The 17,502-nt window shown below is 42.7% G+C and carries 18 protein-coding genes; 1 reads left to right on the top strand and 17 read right to left on the bottom strand.

The features are described from left to right. Positions 1-218 precede the first annotated feature (218 nt). From BMX69_RS02355 to BMX69_RS02290, 14 genes are all read right to left on the bottom strand, one after another. A complete protein-coding gene (locus tag BMX69_RS02355; protein ID WP_100041457.1) occupies positions 219-980 on the bottom strand; it encodes a DeoR/GlpR family DNA-binding transcription regulator in 762 nt (253 codons plus the stop codon). A gap of 77 nt (positions 981-1,057) precedes the next feature. Continuing rightward, entirely contained in the window at positions 1,058-1,756 is a 699-nt protein-coding gene (locus BMX69_RS02350; protein WP_100041456.1) for a histidine phosphatase family protein, read from the bottom strand. Positions 1,757-1,969: 213 nt separating this feature from the next. Further along, positions 1,970-2,914 (bottom strand): Gfo/Idh/MocA family protein, encoded by a 945-nt coding sequence (locus BMX69_RS02345; RefSeq protein WP_157724382.1) that lies wholly within the window; start codon positions 2,912-2,914, stop codon positions 1,970-1,972. A gap of 131 nt (positions 2,915-3,045) precedes the next feature. Continuing rightward, a complete protein-coding gene (locus tag BMX69_RS02340) occupies positions 3,046-3,456 on the bottom strand; it encodes a DUF3795 domain-containing protein (RefSeq protein ID WP_054789755.1) in 411 nt (136 codons plus the stop codon). Between the two features lie 58 nt (positions 3,457-3,514). Beyond that, positions 3,515-4,366 (bottom strand): aminoglycoside 6-adenylyltransferase, encoded by an 852-nt coding sequence (locus tag BMX69_RS02335; protein WP_054789754.1) that lies wholly within the window; start codon positions 4,364-4,366, stop codon positions 3,515-3,517. A 201-nt stretch (positions 4,367-4,567) separates the two neighbouring features. Next, on the bottom strand, positions 4,568-5,191 hold the full coding sequence (locus tag BMX69_RS02330) for an HD domain-containing protein (protein WP_054789753.1): 624 nt from the start codon (positions 5,189-5,191) through the stop codon (positions 4,568-4,570). Between the two features lie 331 nt (positions 5,192-5,522). Next, positions 5,523-6,527 carry a serine hydrolase domain-containing protein gene (locus tag BMX69_RS02325; RefSeq protein WP_054789751.1) on the bottom strand — a complete coding sequence of 335 codons (1,005 nt, stop codon included), beginning with the start codon at positions 6,525-6,527 and terminating at the stop codon, positions 5,523-5,525. A gap of 4 nt (positions 6,528-6,531) precedes the next feature. Then, positions 6,532-7,443: an N-acetylmuramic acid 6-phosphate etherase gene (gene murQ, locus BMX69_RS02320; protein ID WP_100041454.1), complete on the bottom strand. Its 912-nt coding sequence runs from the start codon at positions 7,441-7,443 to the stop codon at positions 6,532-6,534. 9 nt (positions 7,444-7,452) lie between these two features. After that, entirely contained in the window at positions 7,453-8,307 is an 855-nt protein-coding gene (locus tag BMX69_RS02315; protein WP_100041453.1) for a MurR/RpiR family transcriptional regulator, read from the bottom strand. A gap of 27 nt (positions 8,308-8,334) precedes the next feature. After that, positions 8,335-8,808, bottom strand: a complete 474-nt coding sequence (locus BMX69_RS02310) for a PTS sugar transporter subunit IIB (protein ID WP_054789750.1) — start codon at positions 8,806-8,808, stop codon at positions 8,335-8,337. Between the two features lie 23 nt (positions 8,809-8,831). Further along, complete coding sequence (locus tag BMX69_RS02305) at positions 8,832-9,257, bottom strand: PTS sugar transporter subunit IIA (protein WP_054789749.1); 426 nt, start codon at positions 9,255-9,257, stop codon at positions 8,832-8,834. Between the two features lie 36 nt (positions 9,258-9,293). After that, a complete protein-coding gene (locus tag BMX69_RS02300; protein WP_100041452.1) occupies positions 9,294-10,133 on the bottom strand; it encodes a PTS system mannose/fructose/sorbose family transporter subunit IID in 840 nt (279 codons plus the stop codon). Next, complete coding sequence (locus BMX69_RS02295; RefSeq protein ID WP_100041451.1) at positions 10,126-10,914, bottom strand: PTS mannose/fructose/sorbose/N-acetylgalactosamine transporter subunit IIC; 789 nt, start codon at positions 10,912-10,914, stop codon at positions 10,126-10,128. Before BMX69_RS02295 ends, BMX69_RS02300 begins: the two co-directional genes overlap by 8 nt. Before the next feature lie 321 nt (positions 10,915-11,235). Continuing rightward, the gene (locus tag BMX69_RS02290) at positions 11,236-12,177 is read right to left on the bottom strand and encodes a helix-turn-helix transcriptional regulator (protein WP_100041450.1); all 942 of its coding nucleotides are present in this window, start codon (positions 12,175-12,177) and stop codon (positions 11,236-11,238) included. A 97-nt stretch (positions 12,178-12,274) separates the two neighbouring features. Here BMX69_RS02290 and BMX69_RS02285 point away from each other — a divergent pair, with 97 nt between their 5' ends. Continuing rightward, positions 12,275-12,697, top strand: a complete 423-nt coding sequence (locus tag BMX69_RS02285; protein WP_054789747.1) for a pyridoxamine 5'-phosphate oxidase family protein — start codon at positions 12,275-12,277, stop codon at positions 12,695-12,697. Between the two features lie 87 nt (positions 12,698-12,784). Here the strand turns inward: BMX69_RS02285 and BMX69_RS02280 are convergent, their stop codons facing one another. The 3 genes from BMX69_RS02280 to licT form a co-directional block, all read right to left on the bottom strand. Further along, a complete protein-coding gene (locus BMX69_RS02280) occupies positions 12,785-14,251 on the bottom strand; it encodes a glycoside hydrolase family 1 protein (RefSeq protein ID WP_100041449.1) in 1,467 nt (488 codons plus the stop codon). 63 nt (positions 14,252-14,314) lie between these two features. After that, on the bottom strand, positions 14,315-16,198 hold the full coding sequence (locus BMX69_RS02275) for a beta-glucoside-specific PTS transporter subunit IIABC (protein ID WP_100041448.1): 1,884 nt from the start codon (positions 16,196-16,198) through the stop codon (positions 14,315-14,317). 250 nt (positions 16,199-16,448) lie between these two features. Further along, positions 16,449-17,291 carry a BglG family transcription antiterminator LicT gene (gene licT, locus BMX69_RS02270; RefSeq protein WP_054789746.1) on the bottom strand — a complete coding sequence of 281 codons (843 nt, stop codon included), beginning with the start codon at positions 17,289-17,291 and terminating at the stop codon, positions 16,449-16,451. Positions 17,292-17,502: the final 211 nt, after the last annotated feature.

The raw sequence follows: 17,502 nt of genomic DNA, 5'->3' as shown, positions 1-17,502 counted from the left end.
TTGCCGGTATGGGGTTTTTTCAACAACCATTTTTCCTTACAGGAGATTATAAGTCCTTGCAAGTGAAGAGATTGGATAGTACGTTTTTTCCTGGATAAAATAAAAAACATGCTTCCCCATACGCCAGAACGGAAAAGCATGTTTTTAACCTAATCTTTTATCTTCTATCTTCTATCTTTTATTTTTTATCTTTTATTTTTTATTTTTTTCTTTTATCCTTATAACCACTCAATATTATGCTCTTTCAATTTTTCTTCTATTTCGGCAGGCGGCTTACTTTCCATTACAGCGCCGGTAAAACTATCAATTCTCGCATATTTATAAGTGCCGTCGGTATTAAATTTCCTGGTCTCCAGCATCATATAAGCATTTTTGCTCACTTCCAGCACCGCACTTTTTGTAAGCCCGTCTTCCACCATATAGGTAGAAACGTTATTTTCAAACACATCAACTCCAACGGCTCCAAGGAATGCGATATCAAACCGGAAGTCTGAGATCTGCTTATTGGTAAAGCTTCCTACAAACCCATCTTTTCCTATACTGAAGGCTCCTCCGATAAAAATGAGCCTGGCTGTGGTGGGAACCATGAATTCCAGCATGATATCCACCATATTGGTAACGACCGTGATATTTAAAGAAGATTTCGTAATGAGCTTTGCCAGTTCCAGATTTGCAGTTGAAATATCCAGAAATACCATATCCCCGTCCTTAATCAGTTCCATGACTTTAGCGGCAATCTTTTGCTTGGCCTCAATGTTCTTGTCTTTTCTTTGGGACACGTTTAAGTCATGAACATTGACCCTTTTTTTCATAGCTCCGCCATATGTCTTTTTTAAAAGCCCCTTTTTCTCAAGAAACGTCAGATCTTTCCGTATGCTGTCTTCCGTTACCTGGTACTTCTCGCTGAGTTCTTTTACACGCACGGAACCATTTTTGTTGACAAGAGCTACAATTTGATTCTGCCTTTCTTCTGCAAACATACAACCGCCTCCGTTTATTACTTTTTCCTATTATATCATATTTCTTATTGATATGCATCAGGGATTTTCTGATTTGTCTATCTTGGGAAAAAACCTGCGTTTGAGGCTGGTTCGCCTTTCACATATAAATGAGCCGTATCCCCCATTCCCTTGCACCGGAAATAAGCCTCACCGTCTATTCTCTCTTCTGTTTCAAGTGTGGTGACCGATGAAGGTGCCAGAAAAAAACCATGCCACAATAGTGGGGCCGGGATTCCCAGCAGATGAGACAGCATAACACAGGTCACGCCAAAATGGCAGAACAGGACGATGGTATCATCACTCCCCGAAACCGCCCGGTACAATCCGCCTTCCCTCTGATATCCATGCTTCTTTAATAATTCATCAAGCCCGTTAGCTACTTTTTCATATTCTTCTTTTACAGGCCCTGTTTTCATCCTCTCATTTTCAAACCATAAATCTCTGTCATAAAGTTCCTTCTGGTTTGTCCAGTAACCGGGCATAAAATCCCAGGGTATGGTTTTGGTCTCACCGGCCCCGTTATCAACCGGCGCATTAAATTCTCTGAGCCAGGGCAGAATCTCTGCCTCAGCATGGAGCGCCTGAATTGTTGCTTTTGCAGTATCTTTTGCCCTTCCAAGAGGTGAGCAGTAAAAAGCGGAAACTGAAAGCTTACTGATCCTTTCGGAAAGCAAATCTGCCTCTTTCCAGCCTTTTTCTGTGAGAGAGTCAATGGAATAGTCTGGTTCTCCGTGCCTTATTAGAATTAGCTTCATACCTGTCCTCTTTTCTGTACTTATGATAGTCCTTTTTATCATAGCATTTATCATAATTAAACACAATAAAACTTCTATATACACTTTGTACAAACAAAAAAAGGGGAAACAAAACCCTGATGGTTGAACACAGAAAAAAAGACTGTGTATAACCATCAGGGTATTTTGTTGTATCATTAAATTAATCAGAAAATGCCAAAAAGGCTGCTTTCACTACTGCCTGTCTAACGATTCCACTACCTGATCCACAAGACCGCAGCAGCGTAGTGTTCTTTCCGCTCTCATAACCGGGCTTTCTGTTAGGCCCTGTCTGATGCATTCTTCCGCATGTACCACTTCATATTTCATTTCAAAATCTACCGTTCTCTCAATCAGCTCAACGTCCTTGCCGGTATGTATTTCGCAGCGGTCCGCTTTCCAGTATTCCTTGGTCTTTATAAACCCATTTTCAAAATAAAAAACAGCAAAACTTTCTGCCGGTGCCCGCATGGATATACGGCTGCTGATCAGAACATCATCCATTTTTATATTAAGGCTGACAGAGTCCTGGACTCCTGTTTTCCCCCTGGTCCCCAGTGCCTGCACGAATACTTCGGCAGGCTCCAGCAGATAATCAAGATATTCAAAGGTATAGGAAGCACTTCCATAAACAACTCCACCCTGATCCTTTTCATGCATCCATGAAGCCTTTGGGCTTTGAAAGGATGCACTCATATTCACTTGATGGAGTTTTCCTAACATTCCTGAATCGATATATGTTTTAATCAAATCAGTGACAGGAAGAAAAAGGCTCTTTTGCATCTCCATCACAAACAGCCCTTTTTCCTTAGCCAGCTGAAAGATTTCTTTTGCCTGCGGTTTTGACAGCGTAAACGGTTTCTCACAAAGCACGTGCTTTCCGTAATTCAATGCTTGTTTCATTTCATGAAAATGCTCCCGGTTTATTGTGGTAATATACACAGCCGTGATCTCCGGGTCCTGATAAAGTTCTTCATAAGAGCCATAAGCCTTTTCGATATTGTTTTCCTGGCAGAATGCCCTGGCTCTGTCAAGTGACCTTGACGCCACCGTAACCACCGATCCTCCATTGGCCTTTACTGCACCGATAAACCGTTTTCCGATGGCAGCCGTTGATATAATTCCATAATTTATTTTCATAGTATGCCCCCCTGGATTCATTAATTTTAAGCCTCTAGCCCTCGCCAACTCTCTGAACTTCGCAACAAGTTGGCCCGAAGCTGTAGCCACACCCTGTATTTTGTTGCAGGCTATCAGGCAAAAATCTATTTTTAAAGCTTTGTCTGACACTCGCTGCATTCATTGTCATGCATTGAGATAATACCGCCACAAGTGGGACAGGTGTATTTTTCTTTTTGTTGCTTCATAAATTCGGTTAAACCATGTTCTTTTACAAGCAAACTATTTTCGATTAGGCTAGCACCATAACGGGTGTTATAGCTTTTTTCAAGCCTTTTCATTTGCTTGCAGGGATAGTCAGTACACTCATAGCAATAGGAAAATCCTTTTGTCTTTACACAATCTTTTATCTTGCACTTGCTGCAATGATCCGGTTTTCCGTCATCACTCTTCAAGCATCCGTTACACGGCTTTTTGTGGTAGCAATGTTTATAACAAACCATGCAATTCATTCCGCAAGGAGCAAACATCGTTGTTTCAATATCTTCTTTCGGCATTATCATAGAGGTTCCCTCCCTCGTACTTTTACTCCACTTGCGCCGTGTACTAAGAATGTAAACATCATTTTTCTGCTGACAGTGCTTTTAAAACCCAATCGGTCGAATAGTTATCAGCCTCGGCTGGGTATTTATAATCCAATTTTTCTGCAATTACTACAGCTATTGACCTGAATAAATCCATAGTTGCTAACAGTGAATTTTTAATGTCATTTCTTTCATAATGAGCGTAGCAGTCCGAAAGTTTTTGAATGATCCAATCTTCCGCCCATTCCTCGATGAAACGGCCATTGTGCCAAGTATTATATTTCAGACCATTGAAAGCGTGGGCATGGCACTCAATAATGGTTAATAGTTTGCACATCATATAGTTATCAACACATGATTTCGCCGTCCATAATTCACCACGCATTAATTTCTTTGCTGACCAGACGGCATGATACCAAAAATCGTTTACCACATTGCTAAATTCATGTTCCGATAATAGAGTGTAAAGCGAATTTTCTACAGAAAGCGGTGATAAAGTATGTTCCAGGTCAATCTTATCAATTAAAATGCGATAGCCACTCTTCAGTATGTCAACCTCACCACTTTTTACAGCGTTTTCCAATTGGCTCTTTGAAAGAATAACAAAATCAACGTCAAGCGCATCATCAAAAAGTATCCTTCTTTCTTTCGCGCCGCCTATTGTATTCTCAATAAAAGAAATATGGAAACAGCCAATCTGCTCAAGCCATTGATTGGATTGCAGGAAAGGGTCGGGATTATCGACAATCATAACAATATCAAGATCGGAAAACTCGTCTGCCGGGTGATCGTTTCTAGTCCAGGAACCAATAATCATAGCTGCATATAATCCGTCACTTTTATTGCCCCAGAGTACGAAGTTGTTAATGATGTTTTCGAACCGGTCCATACTTATCCCCTCTCACTTTTGCTCCGTTCCACTTATTTACCTATTGCATTTATCTGCATCGTGCGATCCGATGTTTACTCTTGTCCTCATTCTACCACAATCAGGGAATATCTGCCATTCTATTGTGGAGATTATTAACCGGGGCAGGTCAGGGAGAATACCGTTTGCTCGGGCAATTGGGACAGCGTGAGGTATCAAGAATCACATGCTCCGCATTTTCTTTAAAAATAATCTGACCGCCTTTATCTCATCTTCCGGAACGCTTCCGCCTCTTCCGATCCGGTCGCAGAGCCCAAGCAGTGCAACTTCACTGATATCGGTCTCCCGCTTCATGCCATCGACATCCCCAAAAGGAAGCCCGTCTGTCACATACAGAATGTGCATATGATACCGGACCAATTTTGCGACTGCCCTGATCCAATTGGCATCGTCGGAAAAACAGGACAAAAAGTCCTCCGTGAGATGTTCTCCCTCAGCATCATGATTATATGCGGTAATTTTCTCCTTTCGGATCTTCGTCACTACCGGTTTGCCGATATCATGAAGCAGTGCCGCCCACATCAAAGTCCGGGCATCTTTACTCTTTGCCTTCTGTTCCGCTGCCTGATCTACTACCATCATCGTATGGTTCCATACGCTTCCTTCCGGATGAAACCGTTTTGACTGCGGGGTTTCCTTCATCTTGCCAAGCATAGAAAACGGGTAATCCAAAAACCATGGTTCCCTGCTGATTTGCTCCAGATATTCTGATGGACGTTCATCATGAAGCAAGTGATGATCCATCTGCCGGAATAGTTCTTCCATATTATTATTTTCCTCTGCCATAACATCTGCCTTTCTTTCTATTGATTACGATTGAAATATCCAGTTTACGCTAATATCTATTATTTCAAATAATTACTGAAATAAACAACATTCTCACTTACGGAAGCGGCAGATGAGATCCTTCCACATGCAGACCATAAAACAAATTGCTGACAAAAAACGGCGACAGACTCCATAAAAAGGTAGCCGATCGCCGTTTTATCACTTTTCCTGCATTTATAGTTTTTGTTCCACAAAATGATCCGCGTACTTATCCCAATACTCCATATACGTTCTCTCATCTTTTCCGTCAGCCTTTTGAGAAAAAGCTGCCCCCATTTTTATATATCTTTTAAACCATCTTTAAATAAACTTCATTCATCTTCTTTCTCATCTTTAAGAACTCCTCATTGTCCCGGCTGGGATGGGTCCTGTTTGTCAGCAGAACAAAACCCTTTCTGCCCTTCAAATCCATCAAGACTGAGGTTCCTGTAAAGCCGGTATGATAAAGCGTATCCCTTCCATACTCTTTGCTCCAGCCCAGAGTGCGTTCAAACTTAATCGTACTGCAAAGTTTTTCAAACATCTCTTCTCCAAATAAAAGCCGGGAATGTTCCAGATAAGCCTTGACAAATTTCACCATATCTTCCAATGTAGAAAACAAGCCGGCGCTTCCGCATTGCCCCAGAAAATAGGCTTTCGAGTCATGAACTTCTCCACAGATACAGCCTCTTAGCTCCGTGCATTCCGTAGGGATGCAGCGTTCCCTGCTGCCCTGAACCAAATAGGAGGTATCCTTCAACCCAAGGGGATTAAAAATATTCTCCCGGAAGGTCTCCTCAAGAGTTGTTTCATCCAGATTCTCAATGATCTTTCCCAGCAGGATAAAACCCACATCCGAATACAGGAAGCCTACTCCGGCCTCTCTTTCCCTTGGTGTGGTATAGAGATATTCCAGAAGATTTTCCCGGCTCCAGCTCTCTTTGTTCCGAATCTCGGCAGGAAGGCCGCTTGAATGAAGCAGCAGGTGCTCCACCGTGACATCCTCATAGGAAAACCGGCCCAGGATCTCTTTTACCGGAGTAGAAAGGCTTATCACTCCTTTTTCCACCAGCTGAAGGACCCGGGTGGTCGTCCCAATCACCTTAGACAGCGAAGCAAGGTCATAATACATACCTGCTTCCACGTTCCGGTCACAATAGGGAACCACAGCCCCCTGCTTTCCGGCGTACTTTAAGCGGATCCCCTGATCACTGACAAAGCCCCAGCTGGCTCCCCAGATCACATGGTCCCGAACAAGCTGCTCTGCCATTTCATCCAAAATCGTCTCATTTTTATCATTCCAGGCTCTTATCATCTGACTAAACTCCGTTTTTCACAGCTGCAATGGCTTTCCTCACCTGACCGCCGGATTCTAAAAGGGCTTCCCTTGCCTGATCTTTTTTGCAGCCGCATTCGATCATCACGATGGCAGCAGCTACATCCTTATCTGCCTCATAAAGCACGTGAAGAGCCAGCTCCTCTTTCGCACCGGTTAAGTCTACGATCATCTTTACCGCCCGCTTCACAAGCTTTTCATTGGTAGGCTGTACATGAACCATATAGTTCCGGTATACCTTTCCAAGCCTTATCATGGCTCCTGTGGAAAGCATATTAACTACCATTTTCTGAGCGGTACCTGCCTTCATCCTGGTGGATCCGTTAATTACTTCTGGTCCCACTACCGGAGCAATGGATATATCCGCGATCTTTGCCATGGCGCTGTCCTGATTGCAGGTTACGGAAATGGTAAAGGCACCAGTTTGTTTTCCGAATTCCAATGCCGCCTTTGTGTAAGGAGTCCTTCCGCTGGCAGCAATGCCGATCACACAATCATCGGCCGTAAGCTTCACCCGTTTTAAGTCCTCCACTGCCAGTTCTTCTGAATCCTCTGCCCCCTCCACCGCTGTATACATGGCCTTATCACCGCCTGCAAGAAGGCCAAAGGCCCGGGTCGGGGATACGCTGTAAGTGGGAGTCAGTTCTACTGCATCCAGAGTGCCCATACGGCCGGACGATCCTGCACCGCAGTAAATGATCCGTCCGCCTTTTTTGAAACGCTCTACAATTGACTCCACTGCTTCCGCGATTTGGGGAAGCACCTTTTCTATGGCTTCAGCCACTTTTTTGTCTTCATTATTTATTAATGTAACGATTTCCAATGATTCCAGCCTGTCAATGTTCCGGGTAGCTTCATTGGTAGATTCCGTTGTAAGCTTTTCTATATTGCACATAAAACTCCTCTATTTTTTAATTTTGAGCCCTGCTACCATCTTCCTGGTTTTGATCAGCTCCACCTCATAATGCTCTAAATTCTCCTGGATCACTCCCATATACAGAAGATCCGCCATCATGATGGAGGTATGAAGAGAGGTAAATGCACCGATCCTCATGACCTTTTCGTTGTCCGGCACATGGAGGCATATATCTGCAAGATCCTGAAGGGGAGAATCTCTTCTGCGTGTAACCGCTATAATCGATGCTCCCTGTTTTTCTGCAATCCCGCAGGCATAAAGGACTTCCTGGGACTGCCCGCTATAGGAAAATGCGATCACCACATCCCGTTTATCAATGTAGTTGAAAAATTCCACCATCATATTAATATCCTGGTAAAAATTTGCATTGAGGTCGGCCCGCTTTAATTTATGGAACAGATCATAAGCAGGCAGCGAGGAACTTCCGATCCCCACCAGATAAATGCGTCGGGCTTTCTTGATTTTGTTGATTGCTTTTTTTAATGCATCTTTATTCAGCTGATAGAAAAAATCCTGAAATGCCGCATCCACCAGGGCATCCATTTTCCGGCACAGCGTATCTAAATCATCTTCTTTGGAAATAATGGGGTCTACCATATCTTCCTTGTCATTTTGGGCATCAGTTGCAGCAAGTGCCAGCTTAAAACCTTCCAACCCATCAAAACCAAGTTTTTGAACATAACGGATCACAGAGGCGGAGGATACCCCGCTTTTTCCTGCAATATCCACTGCCGTCATCCCAAGACAGTTTTTGGTATCTGACAATACAAAATCCGAGAGTTTCTTCTCTGCCTTACTCATTTCATTGTATTGTTCTCTTATCTTTAACCGTACTGATTCCATTCCGCCTCCTCCTGCATCCGATTTATTTTACAGCATGTTTAATATCGACTGGTCCGACTCATTGGGCAGCATCTGAGCTGTTACACTCACTCCCAGCTGTACCATTTCCCGGATATCCTTTTCATCGTCTGCCGTCAGATTCACTGATTTTTTAATGGGTCTGCTTCCTTCTCTTTTTGCCACATTTCCTACGTTAAAAGCCTTGATCGGAACTTCAGAACGGATCAGCGCTGCCATATCCGTCACGTTCTTTGTTATCAGAAATACCTTATCCTCTTCGTAAGCCTTTTCTGCAAATTTTTCAGCAGCCCGTTTTAAAGACAGGATGGAAAGCTTTACTCCTGCCGGTTTTGCCATCTTAAGGCCTGCAATGATCAGTTCATCCTTTACCGCTTCATCGTTAACCACAATGATCCGGGACGCCCCTACGGTATTGGTCCAAACCATAGCTACCTGACCATGAATCAGTCTCTCATCTACTCTCGCATGAACAATTGCCATGAATCTTTCTCCTTTTCTTCTTCCTATTCTTCCAGTTCACATGCATCATCCGATGTCTGAAAATACATCATATGCTGTTTTCCCATCTCCAGGGAGGCATCCAGAAGCTCCCGGATATCCGAAATCATTCCCCTGGACATATAGGCATGAAGGACCAGAGGAAGGTTGATGCCTCCGATTACCTCCATATTTTCATGGATACCGGACATTTTAAGTCTGGAAGCCATATTAAAGGGGGAGCCTCCTGTCAGATCCGCAAGCACTGCCACTGCTTCACAGTCCTTAAGCCTCCGGATCGCTGACCTCAGTTTTTCTGTCAGATCTTCCGTGGAATCCTCCGCTTTAAAATCAATAGCTTCATAATATTCCGTCTCTCCAGCCAGCAGCTTTAACCCGCTGGTTAAACCAGAGGCAAATTCACCATGGCCGGTTACTATGATTCCAATCATACCACTATTTCCTTTCCTGTTTCAACTTCCTTTTTTCTAAAATAAACCAGCCACAAAGGTCAGCATGGATTGCAGATTGCCAAGTACCATACCCAAACCGATGAGAATAAAAATTAATTTTGTAGAGTTCACCTTTTTCTTCCCAAGGAGCCAGTATGAAAATACAACGATACCAAGAGGAAGCAGGGATGGCATAATTTTATCCAGCATATCCTGAAGGGCGAAGGTTACTTCTCCCATGGTAAACTGCAGATCCGTACGGTATTTGATTACAGAAGGGATCAGTGCCCCTACTACAGTCAGACCCAGGATGCTGGCCGCCTCTGTAATAGGAGAAATTTTATCCGCAAACCCGGTTGCAAGCTTTCGTCCGGACTGATAGCCGATGGTGGTAAATTTATATCGTATCCATAATACCCCGGCACATGCAATGAGAGGTATGATAAGTCCAATTGGATTCCCCTGCATGGCGATATAGGACGCAATGGAGAACACAATGGCCCGGTAAATGGCGATGAACAACGTATCACCGACTCCTGCAAACGGTCCCATAAGTCCGGTCTTTAAACCGGTAATGGCCTCCTCCGCCTCAATTCCCAGTTCTTCCTCCAGCGCCATATCGGCACCGACGATCAGATGAGACATTGCCGGAGTCGTGTTAAAATAACCCAGGTGCATCTTCAGTGCGCGTTTCATCTTCTCGGGATCATTGGAATACAGCCGCTTTAAAACCGGCATGATGACATAGGCATATCCAAGACCCTGCATCTTTTCGTAATTCCAGCCAAACTGTAAAGTAAACAGATTACGCAGATATACTTTATTGATATCGCTTTTTTCCAATTTCACGCTTCCTGTCTGGTTTTTGTCAGCCATCGATTTCAACCTCCTCATCATCCAAAGTCTGCACTGCCACCCGCTCTCTAACTCTCGAAAGATGAAGAGCAGCCAGTGCGAGGCCGATCAATGCGGCCGCCATAACGGTAAACGTAGCGCCTCCAAAGGCAATCAGCACGAATCCGATGATAAAATACGGATAGTATTTTTTAATGGGCAGATAGCGCATCAGTATGGCCATACCCATTGCAGGAAGAATGGCGCCTGCGGTTTTAAGTCCTGTCATAAACCAGGCCGGGATAATGGCATTTACTCCGTTCACCACTGCCTCTCCAAAAAACAGTCCCAATGCGACCGGAATCACCCTGGAAAGGACCCAGGGCAGCAGTCCCAGTAAATTTGCCCGCTCCACTCCTTTGTAATCCGCATTTTCTGCACAACGGTCTGCGTAATGCTGAAAGAATGAGTTGGTCATCCTTCCCAGAATGTCCATCTGAGTTAACAGCAATCCGATGGGAATAGCCAGACCGATTCCGTATTCTGCCCCCTGTCCGGAAATAATTGCATAAGCGGTACCCATAATCGCTCCTGATAAATAATCCGGAACCGTAGCACCTCCATAAGTAGCAACTCCCAATGTCATGAGCTGTAATGTCGCACCAACTACCAGACCTGTTGGCAAATCCCCCAATAATGCCCCGGTAATCACAGCCGCGAACAACGGGGTATACAATCCGCATTGAATGGAAATCTGATCAACCACTGCAATCACGGTATACAGAATCAATCCAATAACAACCAACAAAGAAACTCCCTGCATGTTTTACCTCCTTTTCATGCCTCATGCCTTTTCACTCCATAGGCAATGTGTATGGTTTTTTATAGTATAAGCGCTTATATTTAGTATTATAGCATGTATGTAATCATTTTACAATATATTAATTAAATTAGTTTTAAATGTAATTATATTACATAATACAATAAAGGAATTTGCTCTATTAGGGTACAAAAGGGCTTATTAGAACCTCCTTTCCGGAGCAGGATAAAACAAAATGTTTATGGGCATCACCATGTAGGAAGTTAAAAAAGTATCGGCTGACTGGGCCGATACTTTTTTAATTTTGTTCAACTTTCCTTAACCTTATAATGAAATTAAATGATTCTTTATTGTATCTAACCGATCAAGAATTAGGTTTTTCAAGCCGGCTGGACTGATCGAGATGATCCGTTCTCCGTAAATAGTGAAATAATCGGCGATAAACGGTTCTTCCCCTTTGTTATAAAAGCCTCTTATATAATATTTCCCATTTTCCTGATATAGCTCCATTGACGGATAATGCTCTTTATAGAAAAGATCCACTCCTTTGGCAGTAACACCGACCTCAAAGTCAATGGAATCATGATCCCGAAACATTTCTTTCGGGGAAATAAGAAATTCAGAAAGCGGTTTTGCTATATACTTATCGCTAGGCTGTACAAAATGAATTTTATCGCAGCGGAACACTTGGGGTTTTTTCGTCTGGAAATTATACGCCGTTGCATACCACTGACCATAGGCGGAGGTAATATCAAAGAACTGAACATCATACTGCTTCTTAAGCTCTCCCTTTGTATAGAGGATTTCACACACGTTTTCATCAACCGCCATGCGCAGAATATCCTGCAGGCAGTTACATTCATTCTTATTTTTGTAACTCCCTAAGCGAAAAATCAATTCCATTTTCCGTAGTTTTTTTATTCGTTCTTCTGATATACACCCTTCAAACTTATGCTTTAGCTTTTGGACGTTCAAATGAAAAGGCGTCGATTGATAGGCGTTAAGCGTTTGCATGGCAAAATACAACGCCTGAACCTCGTCAACCGTAAAGACAATGGGGGATAATAATCGATTGGAAAGGATACCATAACATCCGTTCCGCCCAGTCTTAGAGTATATCGGCATGCCGATTTCTTCTAAAGACTGAATATCCCGAAGTGCTGTACTTTTGGAAATAGAATATCTGTCCATTATGCTTTTGAGACTGAAAAACTTTTTATCGTTTAGGTATATCATCATATCATTCAGCCGTTCTGATTTTTTCATGGATTTTTCCTCTTTCTGTTTAAATGGTTTCACAAATTGAAACCATTATATATTATACTGCAAACATAGCAATAAATAAAGCAAAGGAGAATTAATTATGAACGCAAAACAAGAATTCACCCGAATGATCAACACACAAACTGAAATTGCTCTGGCTACTTGTACTGACGGCCAGCCCAATGTGAGGATTGTAAATTTCTGCTTTGACGAAGCCGCCAAAGTGTTACTCTTTACCACGTTTGAGGATAATGAGAAAGTAAAGGAATTGGAACACAATCATAAGGTAGCATTTACAACCATTCCCCACGCAGGCAATGAGCATATTAAGGCGAAAGGCACTGTTAAAAAAAGCAGCAGCACTGTATTTGACAAAGCGGAACATTTCATTAAAAAAATCCCCGGCTACAAAGATATGATAGAACAAGCCGGAGATTACTTAATCCTCTATGAAATTTCCTTTGACTCAGCTGTTGTCACCTTAGATTTTGAGAACATAGAGACATACGATTTAGACGACTGATCATGAGCATAAATATAGAAAGAATGGCACAGCCTTTACGCTATGCCATTCTTTCTATATTATAATAGCCTGATACATTCTCTGATCCTACAGTTCTTCTCCGTTGGTTTCTATCACTTTTTTATACCAATGGAAGGAATCTTTTCTGGATCTGTTTAACGTACCATTTCCTTCATCATCCTGATCCACATAGATGAAACCATAGCGTTTCGTCATTTCCGATGTTCCGCAGCTGATTAAATCAATGCAGCCCCACGTCGTATAGCCCATTAAGTCCACTCCGTCGGTTACTGCCTCCTTCATCTGCTTTACGTGCTCACGGATATAGTCTATCCGGTAATCATCATGAATGCTTCCATCTGCCTCCACCTTGTCCCTGGCTCCCAGTCCATTTTCAACCAGGAACAGTGGCTTTTTATAACGGTCATACATTTTGTTCAGTGTAATGCGCAGCCCGATAGGGTCAATGGGCCACCCCCATTCTGTCAACTTTAAATAAGGATTCTTGATCGGGCTGTCCAGTTTTCCAGCCAGTTCATTTGCATCCGGCCTGTCCTCTGTAACGTGGGTCATGTAATAGCTGAATGCGATGAAATCTACCGTGTAATCCCTGATGATCTGAAAATCTTCCGGTTCAGTTTCCAGTTTTATGTTCTTTTCTTTGAAATACCGTGACATGTAGGAAGGATATTCTCCTCTTGCCTGTACCTCTGGATAAAAGAGGTTGATCTGGTCAGCCTTTAATGCCTGCAACTGATCCTCCGGCTTGCAGGTCTTTGCATAGGACTCAATCCGGTTGATCATACAGCCGATTTTCGCATCAGGCATGATTTCTCTTCCCGCTTTCACTGCCAGGGAACTGGCCACAAACTGGTAATGAGATGCCTGGTAAGCCGCCTCTTCTAAGTGATCCACTCTGTCAGGAAAACTTCCAGCCCCGGTGTATAAGCTGTTTAAGTTCATATTCATTTCGTTAAATGTGATCCAGTATTTCACGTCATTCTTGTATCGTTTGAAACATGCGGCTGCAAACCGGACAAAGCAATCAATCAGCTCCCGGCTCTGCCAGCCATTATACTTTTCTGACAGAGCGATGGGCATTTCATAATGGGACAATGTAATAAGGGGCTCTATGTGATACTTTTTCAGCTCGGCGATCACCTTATCGTAAAATGCAAATCCGGCTTCATTTGGCTCGGTTTCCAAACCCGTAGGAAAAATTCTCACCCAGGAAATGGAGAACCGGAACACCTTAAATCCCATTTCCGCAAACAGTGCAATATCCTCCGCATAACGATGGTAGAAATTGATTCCCCAGCGCTTGGGAAATTTATATTTGTCCTCATTGCCCCAGTACTCTTCCAGTTCCTTTGAGGTAACATTGAACGTAAAATTGTTTACTTCTCCTGTTGCATAGGGATCTTTATAGGCTGCATAATCCGATGTGGACATTCCTTTTCCATCTTCTTTATAGGCTCCTTCGATCTGATTGGCAGCGGTTGCCCCGCCCCATAAAAAACCTTCTGGAAATCCGTAGTTTACTTCCTGCTTCATAGTTATTCTCCTTTTTTGAATCGTATTTGAATTGATAGGAACTGCTTGTCTTATATTGGAATGTTACTGGAATGCGATCAGGATCTCACTGGTTCCCGCCTGTGCCATATCCATAGGGATATCCAGTACATTCACATATTCATCTGAGTTTGTTACAATTATGGGAGTGATGGGATTTAAATGGTTCTCCCTGATGAAATCTAAATCCACCTTCATCAAAGGCTCTCCCTTCTCTACCCACTGATCTTCTTTTACGAGGACTTCAAAGCCCTTTCCCTGTAGATTCACCGTATCGATCCCGATGTGGATCACTATGTTTACTCCCCGGTCAGAGATCAGACCGATGGCATGCTTTGTAGGTGCTATCATTTTTACCTGTCCTTGAAAGGGCGCTTTCACTATCCCTTCATCCGGTATGATTGCGATCCCTTTGCCAAGGATACCTTCCGCAAACATCTTATCAGGAACCTGATCCAGTCCTACCGCTTTTCCGGTCATGGGAGCAGCAACCGGTATTTTTACCATCTGCCCTTCATGATCCTGGGAGTTTTTATCAACCTCTTTCTCCTTCCCCTCTGTCTTTTCCTTTCCTTCCATAGGAAGCAGCAGCGTTATGATAAAAGCAGTGAGAAATGAAGCAGCAACACCGATACACGCCCAGATAAAGTTGTTTAACTCTCCTTCTTTCAAATAAGTAGGCAAAGCGGTAATTCCCGGAATGCTGAACGCATAAGCCTTAACATGAAAGATTCCGTAAATAGCTCCTCCCACAGCTCCGCCTGTCAATGCGGCATAGAAGGGCTTTTTATATTTTAAGTTCACCCCATATATAGCAGGTTCCGTAATGCCAAACAATGCGGAAAGCGCACTGGAAAATGCTATGGATTTCATCTTTTTATCTTTTATTTTAAAAGCAGCTCCAAGTACAGCACCACACTGTCCCATATTACTTACAATACTCATGGGAAGCAGTAAGATATCGTAGCCAACGCCGCCCAGCCCATCAAAGGTAGACGGGAAAAATGCATAATGCATGCCGGTTATTACGATGACCGACATAAGTCCTCCCATCAGTAAGCCGGCCACAGGACCCGCTACTCCAAATAAGGAGATGAAAAAGGCTGCCACATATTTGCCTACATAACTTCCCAAAGGAGCGATGAATACAAGAACCACTGGGGCCGTAATCAGAAGGGAAGCCATTGGCGTCACGATCAGTTTTAAAAAGCTCGGTACAAAACGGTCTATAAATTTATATACGATGCTCAGTAACAGGACACCCAAAATAATTGGGATCACCGTGGAATTGTAATCCATGACAGGAATATTCAGAAACAGGAATTTCACCGTACTGATCCCCTGTCCGCTTAAACTCACAAATGCAGGGTACATGATGATTCCGGCAAGAGTCGCAGCCAGATGTTCATTCACTCCGAATTTCTTTCCCGCTGAAAAGGCAACCAGAAATGGAAGGAAGTAATAGGTGGCATTAGAAATCATATCTAAAACAAAATAATTGTCTGATTCCGGATTCAGCACTTTAAGAAATATCAGCAGCGCCAGGATCCCTTTTATAATTCCGGCTCCGGTTATTGCAGGTAAAATGGGATTGAAAATACCTGAGATCACACCAAACACTACGTTGATCGGATTTTCTCTTTTCTTATCCTTCTTAGTCTTTTCTTCCGAAGAAACGACCAGATCTCCCAATTCTTTCTTAACTCCTTCAAATACCTTTAATACCTCATTACCGATGATCACCTGAAATTGATCCCCCTGAAACTGGGCTCCTAAGACACCGTTTAAAGCTTGTATGGCCTTCACATCTGCTTTTTCCCTGTCTTTTAAGTGAAAACGCAGCCTGGTAATGCAGTTCCAGGCCTGGGTAATATTATCCTTTCCACCACAATACTGGATGATTTCCTGAGCTAACTTTAAATGTTCCATACACAAAGTCTCCTTTTCGTTTTATTTTTGGTAGTCAATCGGATATTCACAATCCGCTTTGCTACCTGCTCATAACCTCATAGCTGCTATGGCAGCTTGTCAGAAGGGACTTGAACCACTTCTGGCACAAGTAAGTCCTACCCACCACTTATGCCTTCCCGGTATTGAAATGGGAGACTTACTTTATGAGGTTAAAATAAACCCCAGTTCGCAGACAATGCCTAATTGAATAGTAACACTCTTGTTTTAATTACTTGTTTGTAACATTTGTTATTCTTTCGATGTGAAGCAGTAAATAAATAATTTCATCCTTGGAAACATCCCAGGCATAAGCATCATAAAGATATTTTGCAATCTTAAGGGCGCATTGATAGCTTTTTTTATAACGGATTTTTACGGTTTCCAATAAATCTTCGTCATTTAGTCCTATGGTGTCCTTCATATGCGTTTCCTGCCGTATGATAAAATACCGCAGATGCACAATAAACCTGGAGTAGTATAAGGAGTTTTCATCCAATATCAATTGAAAATGGTAGCTGACAATATCCAGGATCCGGCTGATGATCTCTGTAATTTTTAAGGTATCACTCATATCCTGGCTTTCAAATTGTGCATTTACAAAATGAAGGGCTATAAAGGATGCCTCCTGGGGCGGCAATTTTACCTTAAGACGTTCCTCGATTAATTTCACCCCCTTTCCTCCGATTTCATATTCCCTTGGATATAGGTGGGGGACTTCCCATTGCAGCGGATTGTCCACATTCTGATTTTTCTTCGCCCGCTCAACAGCAAAATAAAGATGGTCGGCAAGTATGATTAAGATAGAGGCATGAAGTTGTTTTTCTAATATCCTGGAACCATACTGTATGATTTCTTCCGTTACGGAAACAATGTCTTCCGACAGGTTCTGAACCATGGAAGCCAGCCGTTTATTGCTGCCGTTGATAAAAAACTTACTGACAGAAGATTCTGAAACCATATCTCCCCTCTTCCGGTTGAAACCGATCCCGGTTCCAAACAGCACGACTTCGTTATGATTCTCATCGTAGGCAAGAACGATGTTATTATTCAGTGATTTAACAAACTCGAACATAAAACACCTCCTTTCTCTTTAAAATTAACTGTTTTTAGTAACAATCATAAAAATAGGACAAAAAAAATCATCAAACACCAATATCCACTATTATGCGGACATTTGTATTTGATGATGCCTGATCGAGTCAGTAACACTCACTATTAACTTGTCTTCAATATAGCATTATTCCGTCATATTGTCAAGAGAATGATTCTAAGGTTTAAATGAA

Source organism: Lacrimispora sphenoides JCM 1415 (assembly GCF_900105615.1).
GTDB lineage: Bacteria > Bacillota > Clostridia > Lachnospirales > Lachnospiraceae > Lacrimispora > Lacrimispora sphenoides.
Note: the sequence above shows the minus strand (reverse complement) of the source record. Positions and strands in the feature narration are given on the sequence as shown.